The organism is Enterococcus gilvus ATCC BAA-350, assembly GCF_000407545.1.
GTDB classification, from domain to species: Bacteria; Bacillota; Bacilli; order Lactobacillales; family Enterococcaceae; genus Enterococcus_A; species Enterococcus_A gilvus.
The window spans coordinates 662,241-681,017 of the sequence record NZ_ASWH01000002.1 but is presented as its reverse complement, the minus strand read 5'-3'; the positions used below and the strand labels follow the sequence as shown (position 1 = coordinate 681,017).

General features: G+C 41.0%; 19 protein-coding genes. 16 read left to right on the top strand and 3 right to left on the bottom strand.

Annotated features, from left to right (window positions below; all coding sequences use genetic code 11):
* Nucleotides 1-134: 134 nt before the first annotated feature.
* The 13 genes from I592_RS18335 (at nt 135) to I592_RS18280 (ending at nt 11,867) form a co-directional block, all read left to right on the top strand.
* The gene (locus I592_RS18335; RefSeq protein WP_010779077.1) at nt 135-419 is read left to right on the top strand and encodes a PspC domain-containing protein; all 285 of its coding nucleotides are present in this window, start codon (nt 135-137) and stop codon (nt 417-419) included.
* Nucleotides 420-627: 208 nt separating this feature from the next.
* The gene (locus tag I592_RS18330) at nt 628-1,095 is read left to right on the top strand and encodes a DUF805 domain-containing protein (protein ID WP_049944374.1); all 468 of its coding nucleotides are present in this window, start codon (nt 628-630) and stop codon (nt 1,093-1,095) included.
* Nucleotides 1,096-1,112: 17 nt separating this feature from the next.
* Nucleotides 1,113-1,367: a hypothetical protein gene (locus I592_RS18325; RefSeq protein WP_010779079.1), complete on the top strand. Its 255-nt coding sequence runs from the start codon at nt 1,113-1,115 to the stop codon at nt 1,365-1,367.
* A gap of 28 nt (nt 1,368-1,395) precedes the next feature.
* On the top strand, nt 1,396-1,539 hold the full coding sequence (locus I592_RS18320) for a hypothetical protein (RefSeq protein WP_010779080.1): 144 nt from the start codon (nt 1,396-1,398) through the stop codon (nt 1,537-1,539).
* A 14-nt stretch (nt 1,540-1,553) separates the two neighbouring features.
* Nucleotides 1,554-3,248 (top strand): oleate hydratase, encoded by a 1,695-nt coding sequence (locus I592_RS18315; protein WP_010779081.1) that lies wholly within the window; start codon nt 1,554-1,556, stop codon nt 3,246-3,248.
* A gap of 88 nt (nt 3,249-3,336) precedes the next feature.
* Nucleotides 3,337-3,498, top strand: a complete 162-nt coding sequence (locus tag I592_RS21765; RefSeq protein ID WP_010779082.1) for a hypothetical protein — start codon at nt 3,337-3,339, stop codon at nt 3,496-3,498.
* Between the two features lie 23 nt (nt 3,499-3,521).
* The gene (locus I592_RS18310; protein WP_010779083.1) at nt 3,522-4,091 is read left to right on the top strand and encodes a Cna B-type domain-containing protein; all 570 of its coding nucleotides are present in this window, start codon (nt 3,522-3,524) and stop codon (nt 4,089-4,091) included.
* A gap of 156 nt (nt 4,092-4,247) precedes the next feature.
* Nucleotides 4,248-5,693: an amino acid permease gene (locus tag I592_RS18305; protein WP_010779084.1), complete on the top strand. Its 1,446-nt coding sequence runs from the start codon at nt 4,248-4,250 to the stop codon at nt 5,691-5,693.
* A complete protein-coding gene (locus I592_RS18300; RefSeq protein WP_244265227.1) occupies nt 5,674-8,163 on the top strand; it encodes a YhgE/Pip domain-containing protein in 2,490 nt (829 codons plus the stop codon). Before I592_RS18305 ends, I592_RS18300 begins: the two co-directional genes overlap by 20 nt.
* On the top strand, nt 8,160-8,720 hold the full coding sequence (locus I592_RS18295; protein ID WP_010779086.1) for a DUF308 domain-containing protein: 561 nt from the start codon (nt 8,160-8,162) through the stop codon (nt 8,718-8,720). The genes I592_RS18300 and I592_RS18295 overlap by 4 nt, the downstream gene beginning before the upstream one ends.
* A gap of 223 nt (nt 8,721-8,943) precedes the next feature.
* Nucleotides 8,944-9,924, top strand: coding sequence for a choloylglycine hydrolase family protein (locus I592_RS18290; protein WP_010779087.1), 981 nt, complete (start codon nt 8,944-8,946; stop codon nt 9,922-9,924).
* 31 nt (nt 9,925-9,955) lie between these two features.
* Nucleotides 9,956-11,326 carry a glutamate decarboxylase gene (gene gad / locus I592_RS18285; protein ID WP_010779088.1) on the top strand — a complete coding sequence of 457 codons (1,371 nt, stop codon included), beginning with the start codon at nt 9,956-9,958 and terminating at the stop codon, nt 11,324-11,326.
* A 28-nt stretch (nt 11,327-11,354) separates the two neighbouring features.
* Nucleotides 11,355-11,867 carry a hypothetical protein gene (locus tag I592_RS18280; RefSeq protein ID WP_010779089.1) on the top strand — a complete coding sequence of 171 codons (513 nt, stop codon included), beginning with the start codon at nt 11,355-11,357 and terminating at the stop codon, nt 11,865-11,867.
* A gap of 93 nt (nt 11,868-11,960) precedes the next feature.
* Here I592_RS18280 and I592_RS18275 read toward each other — a convergent pair whose 3' ends face one another.
* Nucleotides 11,961-13,448: an AcpB/EbpR/MafR family transcriptional regulator gene (locus I592_RS18275; RefSeq protein WP_010779090.1), complete on the bottom strand. Its 1,488-nt coding sequence runs from the start codon at nt 13,446-13,448 to the stop codon at nt 11,961-11,963.
* 213 nt (nt 13,449-13,661) lie between these two features.
* Here I592_RS18275 and liaX point away from each other — a divergent pair, with 213 nt between their 5' ends.
* The 3 genes from liaX (at nt 13,662) to I592_RS18260 (ending at nt 17,627) form a co-directional block, all read left to right on the top strand.
* Nucleotides 13,662-15,359: a daptomycin-sensing surface protein LiaX gene (gene liaX / locus I592_RS18270; protein ID WP_010779091.1), complete on the top strand. Its 1,698-nt coding sequence runs from the start codon at nt 13,662-13,664 to the stop codon at nt 15,357-15,359.
* A gap of 15 nt (nt 15,360-15,374) precedes the next feature.
* Nucleotides 15,375-15,656, top strand: coding sequence for a PspC domain-containing protein (locus I592_RS18265; RefSeq protein WP_010779092.1), 282 nt, complete (start codon nt 15,375-15,377; stop codon nt 15,654-15,656).
* A 453-nt stretch (nt 15,657-16,109) separates the two neighbouring features.
* A complete protein-coding gene (locus tag I592_RS18260; RefSeq protein WP_010779093.1) occupies nt 16,110-17,627 on the top strand; it encodes an AcpB/EbpR/MafR family transcriptional regulator in 1,518 nt (505 codons plus the stop codon).
* A gap of 57 nt (nt 17,628-17,684) precedes the next feature.
* On the opposite strand, the gene I592_RS18255 is transcribed toward I592_RS18260, so the two are convergent.
* Both I592_RS18255 and I592_RS18250 read right to left on the bottom strand, forming a co-directional pair.
* On the bottom strand, nt 17,685-18,122 hold the full coding sequence (locus tag I592_RS18255; protein ID WP_010779094.1) for a nucleoside 2-deoxyribosyltransferase: 438 nt from the start codon (nt 18,120-18,122) through the stop codon (nt 17,685-17,687).
* On the bottom strand, nt 18,119-18,685 hold the full coding sequence (locus I592_RS18250) for an LOG family protein (protein WP_010779095.1): 567 nt from the start codon (nt 18,683-18,685) through the stop codon (nt 18,119-18,121). Before I592_RS18250 ends, I592_RS18255 begins: the two co-directional genes overlap by 4 nt.
* Nucleotides 18,686-18,777 lie beyond the last annotated feature (92 nt).

The following is an 18,777-nucleotide window of genomic DNA, read 5'->3' as shown; positions in this document are numbered from 1 at the left end:
ACTCCTTTAGGCCTATGACGAAAAGAGAAAAAAACGGCATACTATAGTCATAAGAGAAAGAGACCTAGTGAGTGAAACTCGCTACTATAAATCGGGCCCCATCTATTTGGGAGAAAAAAGGAGAACTGATTCAGATGAAAAAAATGACGAAATCAAAAGATAACAAGGTATTGACAGGAACATTGGCAGGGATTGCGGAGTACTTCGGGATTGATCCTACGATTGCACGTGTGGTCTTTGTGTTATCCATCTTCCTTTTAGAAGGTTCGCCAATTATATTGTATCTTCTGTTTGCCTTCTTTATTCCTTCAGCAGACAACAGCGAAAGAGCTTCATATAAGAAAGCATACACTCGACCTGCTGAAAGTCAGCCGAAACAAGCGGATGCGGTGGCAGATGATACATGGAGCGATTTCTAACAACCGGCAGTTTTAAATGAGCAACGAATGAGTTGCTTCTATATAAATACAAAAAAGAAGCGGACCTTCAGAAGGGTTCGCTTCTTTTTTGTTTGAAGGGGAAAGACTCTTTCTTTTTCGCTTGGGAAAAAAATGTCGTTTTATCAGACAAAAGTGGTTCTTTTGAAGGGGAGAAAATGCCGTATTATTTCCTTATCAGCTAAACGAGGTGATCAAAATTGCAGGAATAAAAAAAACAAGCACCTTCACAAAAGATACAGAAAAAACAAATGATAGAAAGAAGACGGTCTTCATGAAAAGCTTACTTGAATTTTGGACAGATATGTTCAAGTGGCAGTACACGGCTTCAAGAAAACAATACTGGCTTCCAACAATCGTATACAGTGTGTTGTTCGACAGCTTATTCTATCGTACAGGCATCGCATTGACAGGCTTTTCTTATCTCACATTAGAAAATGCAAACATGTTTGTACTCAGCCTTGGAGTGGTTTTGTTCATCGCACAACTTTCCCTTACGATTCGTCGGTTACATGACACCAATCATTCCGGTGCCTGGATATTGATGGGATTGATCCCGATCGTTGGTTGGCTCCTCTTGATCTACATGTTATGCCAACCGACCAATGAAGCAGCTGGTGCCAATTATTCAACCTATTTAAATCAATCAACTCGATAAAAGAAGGAGTGGTCATTATGACAAACTATGAAAACAAAGAAATGAAAACTGTAGAAGAAGTAGCTCAAACACTAGAAAAAATGGATAAAAAAATAGCGGAATTGAATTCATTGGATCAACAGCCTAAAAAACACACATTAAAAAAATGGGTGTTAGAAAAAGAAACGCTGCACGAGATCAAACACATTTTGCACGAAGCCAATCGTTATGAAAAATACGACGAAAAAGAAATGGCTGAATTTGAAAAGGAAATGGATTCATTCACTTTTTAATCACTAAAAAAAGAAAGAAGATGACGGTATGAAAAAGAATTTATTAAAAGCAGGAATCAGTTTTGGATTAGTCACACTAGGCATTCTCTATGCGGGTAAAAAAACAGGATTACTCGAAGATGACAGCTCACTGTACGATGAATACGATTCAACAAAAGAAATGAACCACTGAGAGGAGAAGGAAAAATGCAAAAAAAGAAAGCTATTATGATCGGTGCGGGGATCGCCAACATGGCGGCAGCCGTTTACCTTATTCAAGAAGGAAAATGGAACGGAGAAGATATCACGTTCTATTCTTTAGACAATCACGGCTCAAATGATGGTGCGCCTACAGACACTGTCACAGATGAATACTGGAATAAAAATCATCCTATGGAAAATAGAAAAGGGTATGTTGCCCGCGGCGGACGTATGTTGAACTACCGCACGTACGTAGATCTTATGGATTTGTTGAGCCGTATCCCTTCAGCGACCGAACCAGGAATGACAGCGGAAGAAGATACTCGGGATTTCGATTCGAAACATCCGACATTTGACAAAGCACGTTTATTAGAAGGCGAACACGGCATTTTAGATGCTGGAAAATTAGGCTTTAATCATTTGGATCGTAAATTGTTGACCGCGTTGATCGCGATGCCTGATTCAGAAGAGGAAAAACTGGATAATTTAACAATCGAAGACTATTTCAAAGACGATCCCCATATGTTTGAAACGAATTTCTGGTATATGTGGGAAACGACCTTTGCTTTTCGGACAAAGAGCTCCGCGCAGGAATTCCGTCGCTACATGCATCAAATGATTTACGAATTTACGCAAATCGAGCATTTAGTAGGTGTCAATCGGACGCGTTACAACCAATTTGAAAGCATCATGCTGCCGTTGATCCAATATTTGGAAGCGCAAGGCTGTAAGATCGTACTGGATCGTCTTGTGACGGACTTTGATTTTAAACAAACAAAAATGCAGGATGAGATCACTGTAACAGGAATCAAAATGATCAATACGCTGGATGACACCGAACAATACATCTCAGTGGATGAAGACACAGCGGTTCTATTTACGAACGGTTCCATTACAGATTCAGCAACATTAGGCGATTATGATACGCCGGCTCCTGAAGATATGGACTATGGTGCTGCATCAAGCTTATGGAAGAATATTTCAAATGAATTTTATAATCTGGGAAATCCAGACAAATTCTTTGCGGACCGTGATGCCAGCGAATGGGTCAGCTTCACATTGACCTCAAAAGACCATGTGTTGTTGAATGAGATCGTACGTATTACGACGCAGCAGCCGGGAAATGCCTTGAATTCATTTATTTCTACTGAGGCGATCACAGCTTTAGGTCAGAAGGATGTTCGGATGTCGATCGTGGTCCATCATCAACCACATTTCACATCACAAAAAGAAAATGAAACTGTTATTTGGGGGTATTTCCTTTATCCTCGTCGCGAAGGTGAATTCATCAACAAGCCCTACATTGATATGACTGGGAAAGAAATGGCGCAAGAATTGATCGGTCAATTGAGCAAAGTCGACCCTGGTCCAATCAATATTCGCGAAAAAGAAACGGAAATTTTAGAGGGGATCGTGAACTGTATTCCCGTATACATGCCGTATGCGTCTGCCCTGTTCAACAATCGTGCAAAAATCGATCGTCCGAAAGTGATCCCTGAACACTCAACAAACCTAGCCTTTACGGGTGAATTTGTGGAACAACCGTATCAAATGATCTTTACAGAACAAAGTGCGGTCCGTTCAGGTGAAATCGCCGCCTTCCACTTTGCTGGGGTTCCGATGTCTAAGCTTGTAAAAACACCACGCTATGACAAGGACATTCCGACATTGTTAAGAGCCGGCAAAAAAATGTTTGATTAATAGAATGAGAAGGGGGGACAGCGTTCTTTCCCCCTTCACTTTTTGTAAAGATATCACTTGATACATAGAATAGAGAGGAAATGAAGTCATGAAAAAACAACAGCGAAACAGAGAATACCACGTAGCATTAAATACAAAAGAGAATGAATTTATCGTTTACGATTCGTGTGATGCGTCTATCTACGCAACGGGCGTAACGATCGAAGAAGCCATCAAAAACTATACGCATTTAAAAAATCACACCCATTGACGCACGTTTGAAAGGAGTGTCCTATGAAAAATCATGTGAAAAAAACGCTAGAGAGAGTGACCATCCTTATTATGCTGATTGTCTTTTTATTGGTATTTGGGCGAAAAGCGATCATTCGAGAAGATGTTCATCTGACTGCGGAGAGCTTTGTCAAAACCATAGAATTGGATCAAAACAACAAACCGTCTGATTCCAGACCCAAGAAGGAAACAGCAGAGAAGATCCAACGTCTCTCATCCACTGCGTTGCCGCCGAAAGAGAATGAAGAAAATTACTATATTGATTGCACTTGGTCCGACAGCAACAATGAATCCGGAGATCGACCTAAGCAAGTGAGTCTAAACTTGGTTAATGAGGAAGAAACAGAGGTCTATTCTTATACCGTATCAGAAGGAGATGAATGGCTGAAGAAAACAGAGAAACCGCTGGTAACGAGCGATTACAAAGTTTCGGTTGATGTCCCGAAAGGATATGACTGTAGTTGTCAGAAGAAGCAGCGAAAAAATTATTGTCTGATCTCTCTCCTGTTAACACGCATTGAAGGGGAAAATCAGAACGTTGAAGCAGCGAATGCTGATCCAGAATACGAATGAAACGAGTAAAAACGTCAAGCGATGTTTTTACTCTTTTTTTTGCTTTTTCTAAGAATAAAAAAATTGTCCAGTATTCCGACAAGATTCAGAAAAAAACATAAGGTGATTTGAACTAAACTATGTTTATAAAATAACTCGTTTGAGAGGGGAAAAGAAATGGATAAAAAACATATGATGTCTAAATTTGCCTTTTTTTCAATGACAGCTTCACTGTTTATTACGGTGTATGAATACCCGACATTTGCGACAGTTGGCAAGTCGTTGATATTTTTCTTATTGTTATGTGGATTAGGGTGGTTTTTACCGGTCGCGTTGTGTTCTGCGGAATTGGCGACGATCGAAGGGTATCAAGAAGGAGGAATCTACAGTTGGGTAGGAAAACCATTAGGAGAAAAGTATGGGTTTGCGGCCTTGTTTTTTCAATGGTTCCAAGTTACCGTCGGCTTTGTAACGATGATTTATTTTATCGTCGGAACGTTATCTTATGTATTGGAGATCCCAGCGATGAACGATGATCCCGTATTCAAATTTCTCTGTGTGGTAGGTATTTTTTGGCTGCTGACCTTGTTGCAACTAAGAGGAACGGAAACGACGGCCAAGCTGGCGAAGTACGGCTTCAGTATCGGGATCGTTTTGCCCGTGCTTGTTTTATTTATATGCTCGATTCATTACTTTGCGTCAGGGCATCAGGTTTCTCGAAGCTTTACGGAGTCCTCCTTTTTGCCAAGAGGAAAAGATATTGCAGCACTGACTTCTTTCGTGTTGGCCTATATGGGCGTGGAGGCTTCCGCAACACATTTCGCAGATTTGAAAGATGCGAAGCGCGCGTATCCTAAGCTGTTGATGGTCTTGGTCGTAGTAGGGATTCTAATGAGTACGATCGGCGGAAGCATCGTTTCGATGGTATTAAGCGGGAAAATTTCTTCAAACGAAGGTGTGATGGATACAGCGGCACAATTGATTTCTCCGGGATATATCGGGTTAGGTGTAAAACTTATAGGCTTCTTGATTTCTTTTGGGATCTTAGCCCAGGTCAGTTCATGGATCGTTAGTCCTACTGAAGGGTTACAATTTGCTGCAACGAAAGGGTTGCTGCCAAAATCATTGGCAGAAAAAAATAGAAACGATGTCCCTGTGAGAATTTTGATCATCCAAGCCATCGTTGTGACGCTTTGGGCGGCCTTATTAACATTAGGTTCAAGCAGCGGCGGCGGAAATGTCGGCTTTCAAACAGCCATTTCTTTAACAGTCGTGATCTATTTGAGTGCGTATATTTTGTTTTTTATTTCCTATTTTAAGGTATTGAAGAAAAAGAAAGCCTTGAAAAGAGAGTTTGAGATTCCTGGACCTGACTGGGTGAAGCACCTCGTCGCAGGAGCCGGCTTAGTGATCTCGATCGCGGCTGTAGTCACAGCTTTTATCGTTCCGACAACGATCGATAAAGCGGACAGCTCCATTTATTTAATGAGTTTGATTGTAGGTTTTGTTGTTACATTAGCAATTCCATTTCTCTTTTATCATTTTTACGCTGTACCAAACCGTCAGAAAGAAGAAAAAGTAAAGGAGGACTGGCTACGTGAAAATGGTAAAGAGAGAATTTAAAAACTTACTGAAGAATAAAATTTTATTGATCTCAGTGATCGCGATCACTTTTATTCCGATTATTTATACATCGATTTTCGACAAGTCTCTTTGGAATCCTTACGGCGGGATCAAAAACCTGCCAGTAGCAGTAGTAAATGAAGATGAGGACACCGAGCTAATGGGGCAGAAAGTCGCAATAGGCGATCAGGTCGTCGCGAATCTGAAAAAGAATCGGGCACTGGATTGGCATTTTGTTTCTAAGAAAGAGGCTGAAAAAGGGCTGAAAGAGATGGATTACTACATGATCATCACGCTTCCAAAGAACTTCTCCCAATCAGCAGCCAGCATCATCAACAATGATCCTGAAAAGATGGAGATCATTTATACTACCAATGATTCGTATAACTATATAGGAAAAGAAATTTCCGAAGTGGCCGCGAATGAACTGAAGATAAAAATTCGGGATCAGGTCGTCAAGTCTTACGCGAGTGCGGTGGATACGGAAGCCAATAAGATGCTGGCAGGGTTATCTCAGGCGGCGAATGGCTCAAATGAACTGTCCTCCGGGTCCGGTCAGTTGGCGACAGGGATCAAGGCCTACACGAATGGTGTTGGACAAGCCGAGGCGGGGGCTGGAAAGCTATCCAAAGGAACCGCCGAATTGGCGGAATCTGTGCAGCCTTTATCATCAGGTGTGGCACAATTGGATGCAGGTTCTCAGAAAATGAGTCAGGCATTAAACAAAGTGACCGACATGATCCAATCCAATCAGACAAAAATCTCTGAATTGGATGCTGGAGTGGCAACGTTATCGATCGCTGCTGATGACATGGCCAATGCACTGCAAAACTTTGAAAATCAGTTACCCCCTAATGTCCGTACACAACTTTCTGGACAGATAGATGCGGTCTCTGCTCAGATGGAGGCGTTATTGACGAATGCCAGCGAGTTAAACAAATTGTCGATCGACTCTGCGCAATTAGAAAAAGAGGATCAAGAAATCTCACAAAAACTGATGCTTATGACCGAAGGATTGGCTGACGTCAACCAATCGATCGATACTCAAATCAGTGACTTGATCCGAAGCAACGAAGAAATCTCAGACAGCACGAAAGCGGCATTGATAAAAAATCTAAACGCGATCGTTGATGCAAATCTGACCAATTTAGAGAAATCGATGACTGCGAAGGTCGAGGATATAAATAGAAATTTAGTTGTTTTATCAAAAACTGTCGCCGCTTTGGCGCAACAGGCGAATGAGATGAGCGCTGTCACCGAAGGGATGAGCAAGAATGCTGGAAATGTCCAGCAAACATTAAATGAAATAAAAAAAGGGAACCAGCAGGTCGAAGCAGCGTTGTCTGAAGTTCCAGCGTCTGAAAATGCCCAAACGATGGTTCGTCAATTAAAACAAGTCAGCGGCTCATTAAATACGGCAGCCAAAGATATTCCAACCGCGATCGCGGGAGTGGAAGAGTTGGCATCCGGCAGCAATCAGTTGACCGGTGGGCTGAACGAGCTGCAAGGCAAGCTTCCAGAGCTAGACAGCGGTGTCGCACAATTAAATTCGGGCGCAGGACAATTGTCTGACGGTCTCGATGAGCTGACAAGCAAATCACCTGAGCTCGTCTCGGGAATCAATCAATTAAAAGCCGGCGCGGCAGAATTATCTAGCGGATTAGATGCGGGTGTTGCGAAGGCAAAAGATGTAAAAGTGACCCACAAAACGATTGATCAATTCGTTGATCCTACAGGATTGAAGAACAAGCGCTACAGCAAAGTCAATAATTACGGTGAAGCCTTGGCTCCATACATCATGTCCTTGGCACTATTCGTAGGATGTATGCTGTTCAATTTCGTCTATCCAATCAGAAAAACAGCGATGGATGGCCAATCCAGCAAAAATTGGTGGCTAAGCAAAGTAAGTTTGGGATTTGTCGTTTCTAGTTTGATGGCATTGATCCAAGTAACGGTGATGCTGTTGCTGGGATTGCCGGCCTACAGTATTGGCTTGCTTTACATTACGGCACTGATAACTGCATGGAGCTATATGTCGATCGTCATGTTCTTAGCGATGACATTTGATAACCCAGGACGGTTCGCAGCGATGATTCTATTGGTCTTGCAACTTGGAGGGGCTGCCGGAACATTCCCGATCCAAACACAAGGGGCCTTCTTCCAATTGATCCATCCGTACCTGCCGATGTCCTACTCGGTGTATGCCTTTAGAAATGCAATCGCAGGCGGGATCAGTCACCAATTAGTGACGAAGAGCTATACGATCCTACTTGTTTTAGCCGTGCTCTTTATCGCATTGCTGCGTGTCTCTATGAATTATCTGCAAAAAAATCATTTACACGATGTTTCGTTATTGAATGACAATCAAAAGCTGCTGGCGCTAGAACAAAATGACGAGGAACGTTTGTCTACTCAAGTTGCGCAAAATGTAGCGAAAGAAACGAAAGGAAAGGAGGAAAATCCATCATGAAAAAGATAAAAGACTGGGTGAAATCTTATCGGTTTTTGCAGATTTTGACAGGGATCATCTATTTGATCATGGCGTTATTGGCGATGCGTTATACAGATAATACGATCGTCGAGTCTATTCAATTAGTAGGGGTTTTCTCGTTGATAAAAGGCTTCTTCGAGATTATCAATCGCAATAAAATCTCTAAGCGCACGAAACACAATCAGTATTCGGCACTAGTGATCGGGTTTGTAGACTTGATGATCGGTATCGTACTAGTGGTGAATACGTCTCTCAATTTGACGATGCTTTCCATGTTGTTCGGCTTTTGGTTTATCTGTGATTCGGTTATTTCATTCTTTTTACTGGATCTGGCAAAATCGATCGCATTACCGTATTACTACCTTTCGTTGATCGTAGATTTGATTGGCTGTTTGATGGGGCTGTTGCTGCTGATTGGCGGCGGGTCGTTGATCGTCAATACACCATCTTTGATTGGAAATTACTTTTTACTATTTGGCTTTACAAAAATCATCGGCGGCGTTATCAATGTGGAAAATCTCCATTCCGTTCGCTGAACCAATGGTACAAACGGACTACGATGTGTAAAAAACTGAATGAGGGAGCAGGGCGCATTTCTATAGAGATGCGTCTTGTTTTTTCATTCAAATCCAGTGAGAAAAGCCCCGTTATTTATAAAAATATTTTGTCGCGAAATACGACAAGATGCGTTAATTACTTAGGGGGTTTCTGCACTAGAATAAATAGTGTAATAAATAACCAAACAAGGAGAGATTCATTATGTGTACAAGTATTTTTATAACAACAAACGACAAGAAACATCTATTAGCTAGGACGATGGATTTTTCATATCCAATCGATGCGCAACCTCTATATCTTCCAAGAGATTACAGTTGGGCATCTGCCAGCGATGGCAAAAAATGGACCAATCAGTTCGGCTTTTTAGGAACAGGTGCAGACCTTGGAGAAGATTACTTTGTGTGTGACGGCGTGAACGAAGCAGGGCTTTCGGTAGCGGAACTTTACTTGCCGGGAGAGGCCGTTTATCAAGAAAAATCAAATCCTGAAAAGACAAACCTTTGTCCTCATGAATTCATCACATGGATTTTAGGAAACTTTTCTTCGATCGATACATTAAGAGAGGCGATAGAAGATATCAATTTAGTAGATATTGCTGTACCTATCTTAGGATTCGTAACGCCGCTGCATTGGATCATCACAGATACAAACGGCAAGTCCGTTGTTATTGAACCAACCGAGGAAACACTTCATTTTAAAGAAGACCCCGTAAACGTTATGACGAATACGCCTCAATTGGAATGGCATTTAGAAAACTTGAGAAATTATTTGGATGTGCGTCCGAAGCAATATGAATCAAAAGAGTTTGATCATTTCCAAGCGACACCTTTTTCTCAAGGGACAGGAACTTCAGGCTTGCCAGGTGGGTATACACCGCCAGAACGATTCGTCCGGGCAACATTTTTCAAAGAACACATTGAAGATGCGAAGGATGAAGATGAAGGAGTCATGAACGCTTTAAATATCTTGGCCCCTGTGACGATTCCTAAAGGTGTCGTAATAAAAACAACAGGTGAGACCGATTATTCGCAATTCATCAGCATTATGTGCAACGAAAGCAAAACGATCTATTACAAAGATTATGCGAGCAACGGTATTACAAAAGTAGTGATGTCTGACGAACTTTTGAATAACACAGAGGTTCAACGATTTGAGGTAGCGAAAGCACCTAAATATAACTAAACAAAGTGAAGAATTTAGAGGAGGAACGATCATGGATAACATTATTCCATTATTTGGATCAAAACAAGCAAGCGAGAACGTCATTATCGACAAGTTAAATAAGGAACCTGTATCACCAGACTGTGCCTATCGATTGGTGAAGGATCAGTTGATCGATGAAGGGAATGCGCGACAAAACATGGCAACCTTTTGCCAAACATATATGGAACCAGAAGCAACAAAACTGATGGCGGAGACGTTTGAAAAAAACGCGATCGACAAATCAGAATACCCCAGCACGGCAGAGGTCGAGCAAGCGTGTGTCAATATTATTGCGGATCTTTGGAACGCGCCGGATAAAGAAAAAATGATCGGCACATCTACCGTCGGCTCCAGCGAAGCTTGCATGCTAGGCGGAATGGCGATGAAATTCAAATGGCGTGATGAAGCAGTGAAGCGCGGTGTTGATCTAACGAAACAACGTCCGAACTTGGTCATTTCTTCTGGTTATCAAGTCTGCTGGGAAAAATTCTGTGTCTACTGGGACATCGATTTGCGAACGGTACCGATGGATGAAGAACACATGAGTCTGGATGCAGAAAAAGTAATGGACTACGTGGATGAGTATACGATCGGTATCGTAGGGATCTTGGGCATCACTTATACAGGGAAATACGATGACATTCAAGCGTTAGATAAAAAGGTAGAAGCCTTTAATAAAGAAACGGGACGTGAACTCGGTATCCATGTGGATGCGGCAAGCGGCGGCATGTTCGCTCCCTTTGTCACACCAGAATTAGAATGGGATTTCCGATTGAAGAACGTGGTATCCATCAATACATCTGGACACAAGTATGGCTTGGTTTACCCCGGAATTGGTTGGATCATTTGGAAGGATCGAAAAGATTTACCGGAAAAGATGGTCTTCAATGTCAGCTACCTTGGTGGCGAAATGCCGACGATGGCGATCAATTTTTCTCGAAGCGCCAGTCAAATCATTGGGCAATACTATAATTTTTACCGATTTGGATTCGACGGCTATAAAGAGATCCATAAGCGGACCCGTAAAGTTGCGATGAAGGTGTCTGAAGCAATCGAACAAACAGACCTCTTTGACATTTACAACAACGGCGATAATATTCCGATTATTTGCTACAAGCTGAAGGAAGATGCGGACGTGAACTGGAACCTCTATGATTTAGCCGATAGATTACAAATGAGAGGTTGGCAGGTTCCGGCGTATCCGTTACCTGAAGATTTAGATAACATCATCATTCAACGATTTGTCTGTCGCGGCGATTTCGCGATGAATTCTGCCAATGCACTGATCAAAGATATCCATGCGGCGATCAAAGAGCTGAATGCAGCGAATGTCTCGATGCACGCGAATGAAGGAAAACACACACAAGGATTTACCCACTAAAACGTGAAGAAAGAAAGGAAGATTTATAATGAAAAAAATTGCATTGATCACTTATAAAAATAACTCAGATGCCTATGAAGCATTATCGAAATTAAAGACACTATCAAATGGGACCACAGTAGAAATCAAGCAGGCAGCGATCATTGAGAAAAGCTCTGACGAAAATGGGTTCTCCATCAAAGACAGCCTAGACTTTGAAAGCGGCAATCGAATTGCTACAGGCGGGTTGATCGGAGCGATCGTAGGGATTTTAGGCGGCCCATTAGGCGTATTGTGCGGCTGGGTCGTAGGCGATATTGCCGGTATCGGAACAAATTATGTAAAAACAAAAAGAAACAATACGATTTTCGATAAGGTCAGTCAACGTTTGAATCCAGGGGATCAAGGATTGCTTGTTTACATGGATGAAACCAATGAAGAGCTGGTCGACATCATGCTCGTTGATAACTTAGGCGGCGAGATTCGTCGTTACAGCTACCAAAATGTCAAAGAAGACATTCGCCATGCAACGAGCTGCTTGAAAGAAGAAGTCAATAACTAAGACGCGAAAAAAGTACACCTTACTAAGTGAATTTTGGTCACTTGATAGGGCGTACTTTTCTTTCGTTTATTGAAGAAATTGGAGATGTACAGGCTAATCGTACAATCCTTCTAATGTCTCTTCAATCTTTCTTTCGACGACTAGAAAATCTTTTGGCCGCAAAGGCGGTTCTACGACACAAATATTTTCTGGATGGTAGCCATTGATTGAAGGCATGTTGGTGATGACCAAACAATTGTCTTCAGAATTCCCGACCGATTCGACCATCTCTAAATTGTATTTTCCTTCAAAACGACGCTGAAGCATTTTTTTCAGGCGTTCTCTCACTAAAAAGGACATATCTGAATCAATCGCAACAGTTATTTTTGGCTCATAGGCGACCCAGTTTTCAAAAAAGGAAAAAAGCAAGAGGTATCGTTTTACTAAAAGCTCTTCCTCATCAAAAATATCACTATTCGTAGAGGCTTTCATTTCTTTGACGAAGGCGTTCAGCTTTCGAACGAGATTTTTAGGGACATTCGTATCCTCTAAAGAATCATAGCCGTCTAAATCAAAATAGACGCCGGGAAAAATCTTGCTTTGGAGATGGGTACAAAAAAAGTACGTGTAAAAGACATCTAATTTTTCTTCGGGAATACGGAAAAAGTCTTCTTGAAATTTTTCAAAGGCCAAATTTGTTGCCTGAAGAATGTCTGTATTGTTTTTTTTATGATAATTCAGGATACGATCTCTGATCTCAGATGACCGGTACATGCGGTGTTTCATTTGCATGATGACTAAAAGAAACGTCAATTCGTTGTTCTCGAAAATCTGGTAATTGTTCATTCCCTTCACGATCAATTCTTCTTTTCGCAAGGCATGGATGTTGACGTAAGTATCCCAATTTTCGGTGCTGTCGATATAGAATTTTTTCTTGTTTCGAATAAGGCAAATCGCGATAAAATAGGCTATTTGCTTTTTTTGAATGTTGGAATAGGTATAGCCAAAGCCTGCTTCGATCGTAGCGATGGACTGGTATATTTTCTTTTCATCCACGTATTCGAAGGGCCATGGGCTGTTTTTATACATTGCCCAGAGGAAAATATACGTAAAAAAGCGACTGGTTTTTTCTTCACCAGTAAAGGTCAACGAACGAGTATCCACTTTTAGTTTAAAAGAGGCTAAAAGCTGATTGATCGTTATAACAGAATTTTTAATCGAATAAGGGCTGATAAAATTTTTATCTGCGTATTTTTTTAAGGGTTCTGTTTTTAATAAACACAAATCAATCAGTAATTTTAGATTTTCATCGTTACTAACGATATAAAGCTTGAGTTGTTCTATAGAAGAATCTGAGAAATCCATTTTGATTCCTTTGAATTTCTCGTAGTGCATGTGGATGTGCGCATTTTTTTCTTGATTATAGTCTTCAATAATTTCTTCCAAGTAATGAATGTAACGCTGCACACTTCGATCACTGATCTCTAAATTTGTACTGACTTTTTTTACTTCCAGCCAATCTTCTTCAACTTGGAATAACTCAATTAAAGAAAAACAAAATTTACTACGTCTCGCCAACAGTTCATACATTTCTCTCTGCAAGACTTTTCACCTCTCTGCCAATCATTCTTTTCTCTTTGATACTACCAGTTTTGGGCGATTGTTTGAATTGAAAACCATTCAGAGTGTTTATAAGAAGTTTTTTATCCGTTTTGATCAAGGGACGACTGTGGAACTAGTCCTTTCGACCCATGACGAATGCGTAATAATCTTGCATAATAGACCTATAGAACAATTTGTTGAGGAGAGATCAGCATGAATGAACGAGAAAAAATTTTAGAATCCATAAAAAAAGGAATTCTGTCCCCAGAAGAAGGACTGGATTTACTTGAAAGTCTAGGACTATCAGAGGCAGATAAAGGCACTGAAGAAAAATCAGAAGCAGAAACCGACTGTGAGACGGAAGAGGTGTCACAAGCTGAAAAAGTATCAGAGATCGAAGTGGATGCCAGCGAGGATTTGGAACAAACAGACACAGTAAAAGCTGAGGAAGCGGCTGAACAAGAGTCAGATTTGGATCAATTTACTGAACATGAAACTGAACAAGAAAAAAATGAATTGGATCAAAGCTCAGAGCAAGGGGAAGAACCTTCTCCGAATCCCCCGCATTATACGGACAGCGTGTCTAGTATGATCGATGAGTGGGAGAATTCTTCAGAGTCAGTTCAGGAGGAAGCGGACCCCGTGCGATCAAAAATCGACGAGTTCGATCACGCGCTGCAAACAAAAAAAGAGACACTTCGTGAGAAAAAAGACGTATTCAGAGAGCTGAACCTTGAAGCAGAGCTGGGGATTCTTTCAGCTGAAAATCAGCCCATTTATGATCAAATGAAGTCAGAATTAGCGGATCTTGAAGAAGAGATCGACTTATTGACTCGTGAGCGGTTAGCCGTTGATGAAGACTTGTTCGTTACTCTGGAAAGTCCTCATGTTTCAGATCGCTTCTTTGATGTCCCGGAGGATTTTGAAGAACAAAGGTACCAACCCTTCGACCGTCCCAAAGTACAACCAAAGGATTTTAGCAGCCGATTGGGCCAAATGGTCAATAAAGCTGCAAGAACGGTATCGGATACTGTTGCAAATGAATTTGATTGGAAGACAGGCAAACAAAACTATTACGGAACAACGAGAACTCATTTTAATTATCCATTTACATTTGAAGAGATTGATGCCCATTCGCTGGATATTAAATTAGCGAAAGGAAAAGTTATTTTAAAAATGTGGGAAGATGAGGAGATCAAGGATGTAAAGGTGGATGCTTCGGTTGATTTAATCGGTCAAATGGACGAAGTTGACCCCATCGATGCATTTTTGGAACGCAGCCAAATTGAGGCAAACGATTATCGCTTTTTATTCCATGTTCCAAATAAACGGGTTCATGCCACCTTGACCTTCTATTTGCCAAAACGCGCTTACAACGATCTACGTGTCCAGTTATTGACGGGAGATTTGATGATCGAGGACCTTGCGGCGAAAAATGTATCCATCAAAGCAGTCGATGGGACCGTATTGATCAAGGATATTGATGCGTCCACGCTAGAAATCGAGGGCACAACGAATGAAATCGAAATTCGGGACGGGCGCCTTTTAGATACGGTAGTAGAGACGGTGACCGGAACGATCATTTCAAAAGCGGATGCGTCAAAAGCAGAATACTCGCTGATCAACGGGGACATCAAATTGACGATGGGAAATGATGCTCTGAAGAAAATCAATGCACATACAATAAACGGAAATGTTAAAGTTTCCTTGCCTAAAACGATTGGTTTAAAGGGCGTTGCGAAAACCGGAACAGGAACGATCAATTATCGATTTTCAAACTGTGAAACCCTTCAGGAAAGAAATGGGCATTCCCATAAAGTCCTGCGTTTTCAACGACTCGGAGATGAGCCTGCTCAAATCAATGTTTCTTCGAAGGCAGGCAACATTTTCTTGAAGGATTACGACAATTAGAAAGGAGTAATCAAAATGAAGAAAAGACTGGCGAAATCTCAAAAAAATAAAATGTTAACAGGGACGCTTGCGGGAATCGCGGAATATTATGATATTGATCCGACGATCGTGCGCGTACTCTATATCTTTATTAGTATCGTTTTGGTCGGCGCGCCGATCCTTCTCTATATTTTGCTGATGCTCATCATACCAAAAGCAGATACGAAGAAGGATCACGGTCAGAACTATAAAAAACAATCAAAGAAATCTCGGAAGCAGGCAAAAGCTTCTGAAGAGGATGTTTGGAGCGACTTCTGAATCTGTAAGTCAAACTAAAAGAAACAACTTGTATAGGTAGTCTCTGTTTTATAAAATAATCACGACATTTCTTGCTAAACAAGAAATGTCGTTTTTTTTTAGTGTCTATAGCTTTCCGCTTCTGGTGAGAGTTAAGAGAGCGCTTTCGTATTTACTCAAGAAAGTTTAATGGCTAAATTCTAATAAATAAAGAACCGGCTTACCAAAAAGTTTATAAAATAAGAATATTATGGGATGTTTTCCTATTTTTATTCGTGGTTTATAGGAGAAAAGACCTACATAGATTAATAAAAAGATAGTAAAATAGAAGTGTAAAATCACACGTCAATAAAACAATGATAGTTATTTTATGTCTTAATAAAAGAAAAGCTCGTCATTTATAGAGGTATTTCGCGTTGGCTTGGTTCTAATCATAAAAAATCATCATCATTGGTTAAATTGGAGGAGATAATTATGGATTTTCGTCAGGTTTTAGGAACAAGTAACAGACGTAGGTTAGAACTGATCGAATTGCTTTATTATAATCGCGAAGGGTCGTCAAGTGAACAGTTGCTGAGTGAACTGGCGTGTTCGTTACCAATCTTATTAAATGACATCAGTCTCATTAATGATGAGCAGGACAATTTCATCATTGTAAAAGAGAAAGGGTTGTATCATGTAGAGTTAAAGGATGATTTAAGTATCGGAAAACTCTATTCAGAGGCTTTGATAAATTCACCAGAATTTCAAATTGCGGAACAACTGTTGTTTGAAAAATGCGACAACATTGAAGCGTTATCTAAAACATTATTCTTGAGTTTTTCCAATACACAGCGCTATTTGAAAAAAATGGAAGCCGAATTGAACAAAGCAGGAATTGAATTGTTTTACAGGCCGTTGCGTCTGGAGGGCAAGGAGAGTGTGATCCGGCACTTTTATTATCGCTATTTTATTGAAAAGCAGTATACCTTAAGAACGGTGCTGCCAGATATGAAAGACTACCAGTTAAGGGCAATCGAAAAATTCGTAACGGAATTTACCGCGATCAATGGCCTTGAAAAAAAGTATATTTTTCAAAAACGGGTGACTTATAATGTATTTATTAGTTTATGGCGGATCAAAAATGGCCACCCATATCCTAAACATAAGCTTAGAAAGAGCGGGTTGCTGCTGCCTGATAAACGAACGATCCGAGGGTTTCGCGATACTGTTTCGGAGGCTTTTCACCTTGATCTTACAGAGGATGTGCTGCGTGATTGCCTGTGGCTTTCTTTTTCAGACTCAGTGGTCTTCAGCAAGCAGCATAGAGATGCGGCCCTGATGGATAACGTGGATTATAGGCAAATGTTCAGAAAACACCTTGCTTTAGTTGAAACATTCACCGCTTTGATGGGCACCTCTTTTGAAAAAGAACGCTTGTTTGAACTAACCACAGTCTTGATGAATGATGTGTATCTTTATGAAGAAAGCGGTGAATTCTTAGCGATTCTCCGTAAAAGCCGCACCGTATTTTTGAAAATGGTCAGGATCATGCATAAGCACGCGGTGGAGAAGGTGACAAAGATCGTCCGTCAGTTTGTCCAGAGAAATCATTTCTACCAAAAAGAAGATTTTATCACGAATTATGTTTACCTGCTTTTGACGGAGGAGGCAGATAGCTTGGAGCTGCTGGCTTCTCAAGATAGGACGATTCATCTATTATTGATCTCGGATCTATCACCAACAGAAGAAACCTTCATTTCAAAGGTCATCACACAAATTGTCTATGGGAATTTTACGATCCATCATTTTGAAGATGCGTGGGATGGAAACGAAGATGTGTATAAAAAAATTATGGATTATGACGGATTGATCACCACTGGCGCACGGGAAGGATTGCCTAGAGAGTTTCCTCTGATCTCGATGGACCCTTATGTGACTCCGCAAGCAATCGTCGCCATCCAAAATCTCGTTAATGAATTATCAGAAAAAAAGTCTCTCATTAATCAGTAATCAATTACAGAACGAGCCGGTGCCTCTCTTGAAGAAAGGGAGGCACTTGCTAGTAGGTCAAATATAATTTCCTTGATAAGGAGAGGGAGGCAGCTTGTTGAAATCATAGTGTTCAATGCCTGAAATCTGTCTTGTAAAAGCATGGAGTGACTCAGTCAACATAATGTTCACGGTGTCGCCATTGGTTAGCAGGCCAATAACAGGCTTGCTCAACATTTTGGCAATCCCAATTTCATAGGCGGTGCCGGGATCGGTGATTCCATGTTCATAATCCAAAATAGCGACCAGACAATCGGCTGCCTTGATATGACGCATATCTTTCAAGTACGTTTCCCTTGCCCATTCGGGAGTAAAGGACTCATATTCGCATGCTTGGTCCAATCGTGGAGAATGGTATTCTTCCACCGTTGGATTATTTTTTAAGGCGTTTTCCACAGAGCGAATCAATGCCCGTTGTTCTTTAGAGAAGAAGGGACCAGCTAAATAGATATTCATGAAGCAACGACTCCTTCTCCAGCAACTTCGCAGCAAATTTTATCAATCAAGGAGTGATAATCTGCGGAGATCAATAGGTGCTTAGTAGCCTCTGGATCAATAAAGGCTTCATTTGAAGCGTTGATCAGAAACTCAATGAATGAGTAGTAAAATCCGTCAATATCTAGTATTGCAACGGGTTTTGCGGGAATGAGTCCAATTGAACTAGCACTCAATACTTGGGACAGCTCTTCCAACGTTCCCAAGCCGCCAGGCAGGACCAAATAAGCATCTGACTTATTGATCAAAAGCTGTTTTCGTTCATCCAACGTATCCGTAAAAATAAATTCTGTTACATCCTCTCTAGGTACCTCATCCGCAAATAGTCCACGAGGGTAAATTCCAGTGACGTTTCCATTTTTCTTGATCACGCCATCACTTACTGCCCCCATCAATCCACTGATGGAACCTCCGTATACGAGCTCTGCCCCCACGTCTGCAATGTATTCTCCGACCTGTTCTGCAAGCTTCTTATATTTTTCTTCTTTTCCATAGCGTGAGCCGCAAAAGACTGCTAATTTCATAATATAACCACCTATCTTTTTCATCTGAGACTTATCTTAGCGCTAAAAAAAAATGAAAAGAAAGACTAGATATTGTGTTTTCTTTGTGGTAT

Coding starts and splice junctions, on each gene's coding strand:
- I592_RS18335 (WP_010779077.1), top strand. CDS start 135: ATGAAAAAAATGACGAAATCAAAAGATAACAAGGTATTGACAGGAACA.
- I592_RS18325 (WP_010779079.1), top strand. CDS start 1,113: ATGACAAACTATGAAAACAAAGAAATGAAAACTGTAGAAGAAGTAGCT.
- I592_RS18320 (WP_010779080.1), top strand. CDS start 1,396: ATGAAAAAGAATTTATTAAAAGCAGGAATCAGTTTTGGATTAGTCACA.
- I592_RS18315 (WP_010779081.1), top strand. CDS start 1,554: ATGCAAAAAAAGAAAGCTATTATGATCGGTGCGGGGATCGCCAACATG.
- I592_RS21765 (WP_010779082.1), top strand. CDS start 3,337: ATGAAAAAACAACAGCGAAACAGAGAATACCACGTAGCATTAAATACA.
- I592_RS18310 (WP_010779083.1), top strand. CDS start 3,522: ATGAAAAATCATGTGAAAAAAACGCTAGAGAGAGTGACCATCCTTATT.
- I592_RS18305 (WP_010779084.1), top strand. CDS start 4,248: ATGGATAAAAAACATATGATGTCTAAATTTGCCTTTTTTTCAATGACA.
- I592_RS18300 (WP_244265227.1), top strand. CDS start 5,674: ATGGTAAAGAGAGAATTTAAAAACTTACTGAAGAATAAAATTTTATTG.
- I592_RS18295 (WP_010779086.1), top strand. CDS start 8,160: ATGAAAAAGATAAAAGACTGGGTGAAATCTTATCGGTTTTTGCAGATT.
- I592_RS18290 (WP_010779087.1), top strand. CDS start 8,944: ATGTGTACAAGTATTTTTATAACAACAAACGACAAGAAACATCTATTA.
- gad (WP_010779088.1), top strand. CDS start 9,956: ATGGATAACATTATTCCATTATTTGGATCAAAACAAGCAAGCGAGAAC.
- I592_RS18280 (WP_010779089.1), top strand. CDS start 11,355: ATGAAAAAAATTGCATTGATCACTTATAAAAATAACTCAGATGCCTAT.
- liaX (WP_010779091.1), top strand. CDS start 13,662: ATGAATGAACGAGAAAAAATTTTAGAATCCATAAAAAAAGGAATTCTG.
- I592_RS18265 (WP_010779092.1), top strand. CDS start 15,375: ATGAAGAAAAGACTGGCGAAATCTCAAAAAAATAAAATGTTAACAGGG.
- I592_RS18260 (WP_010779093.1), top strand. CDS start 16,110: ATGGATTTTCGTCAGGTTTTAGGAACAAGTAACAGACGTAGGTTAGAA.
- I592_RS18255 (WP_010779094.1), bottom strand. CDS start 18,122: ATGAATATCTATTTAGCTGGTCCCTTCTTCTCTAAAGAACAACGGGCA.
- I592_RS18250 (WP_010779095.1), bottom strand. CDS start 18,685: ATGAAATTAGCAGTCTTTTGCGGCTCACGCTATGGAAAAGAAGAAAAA.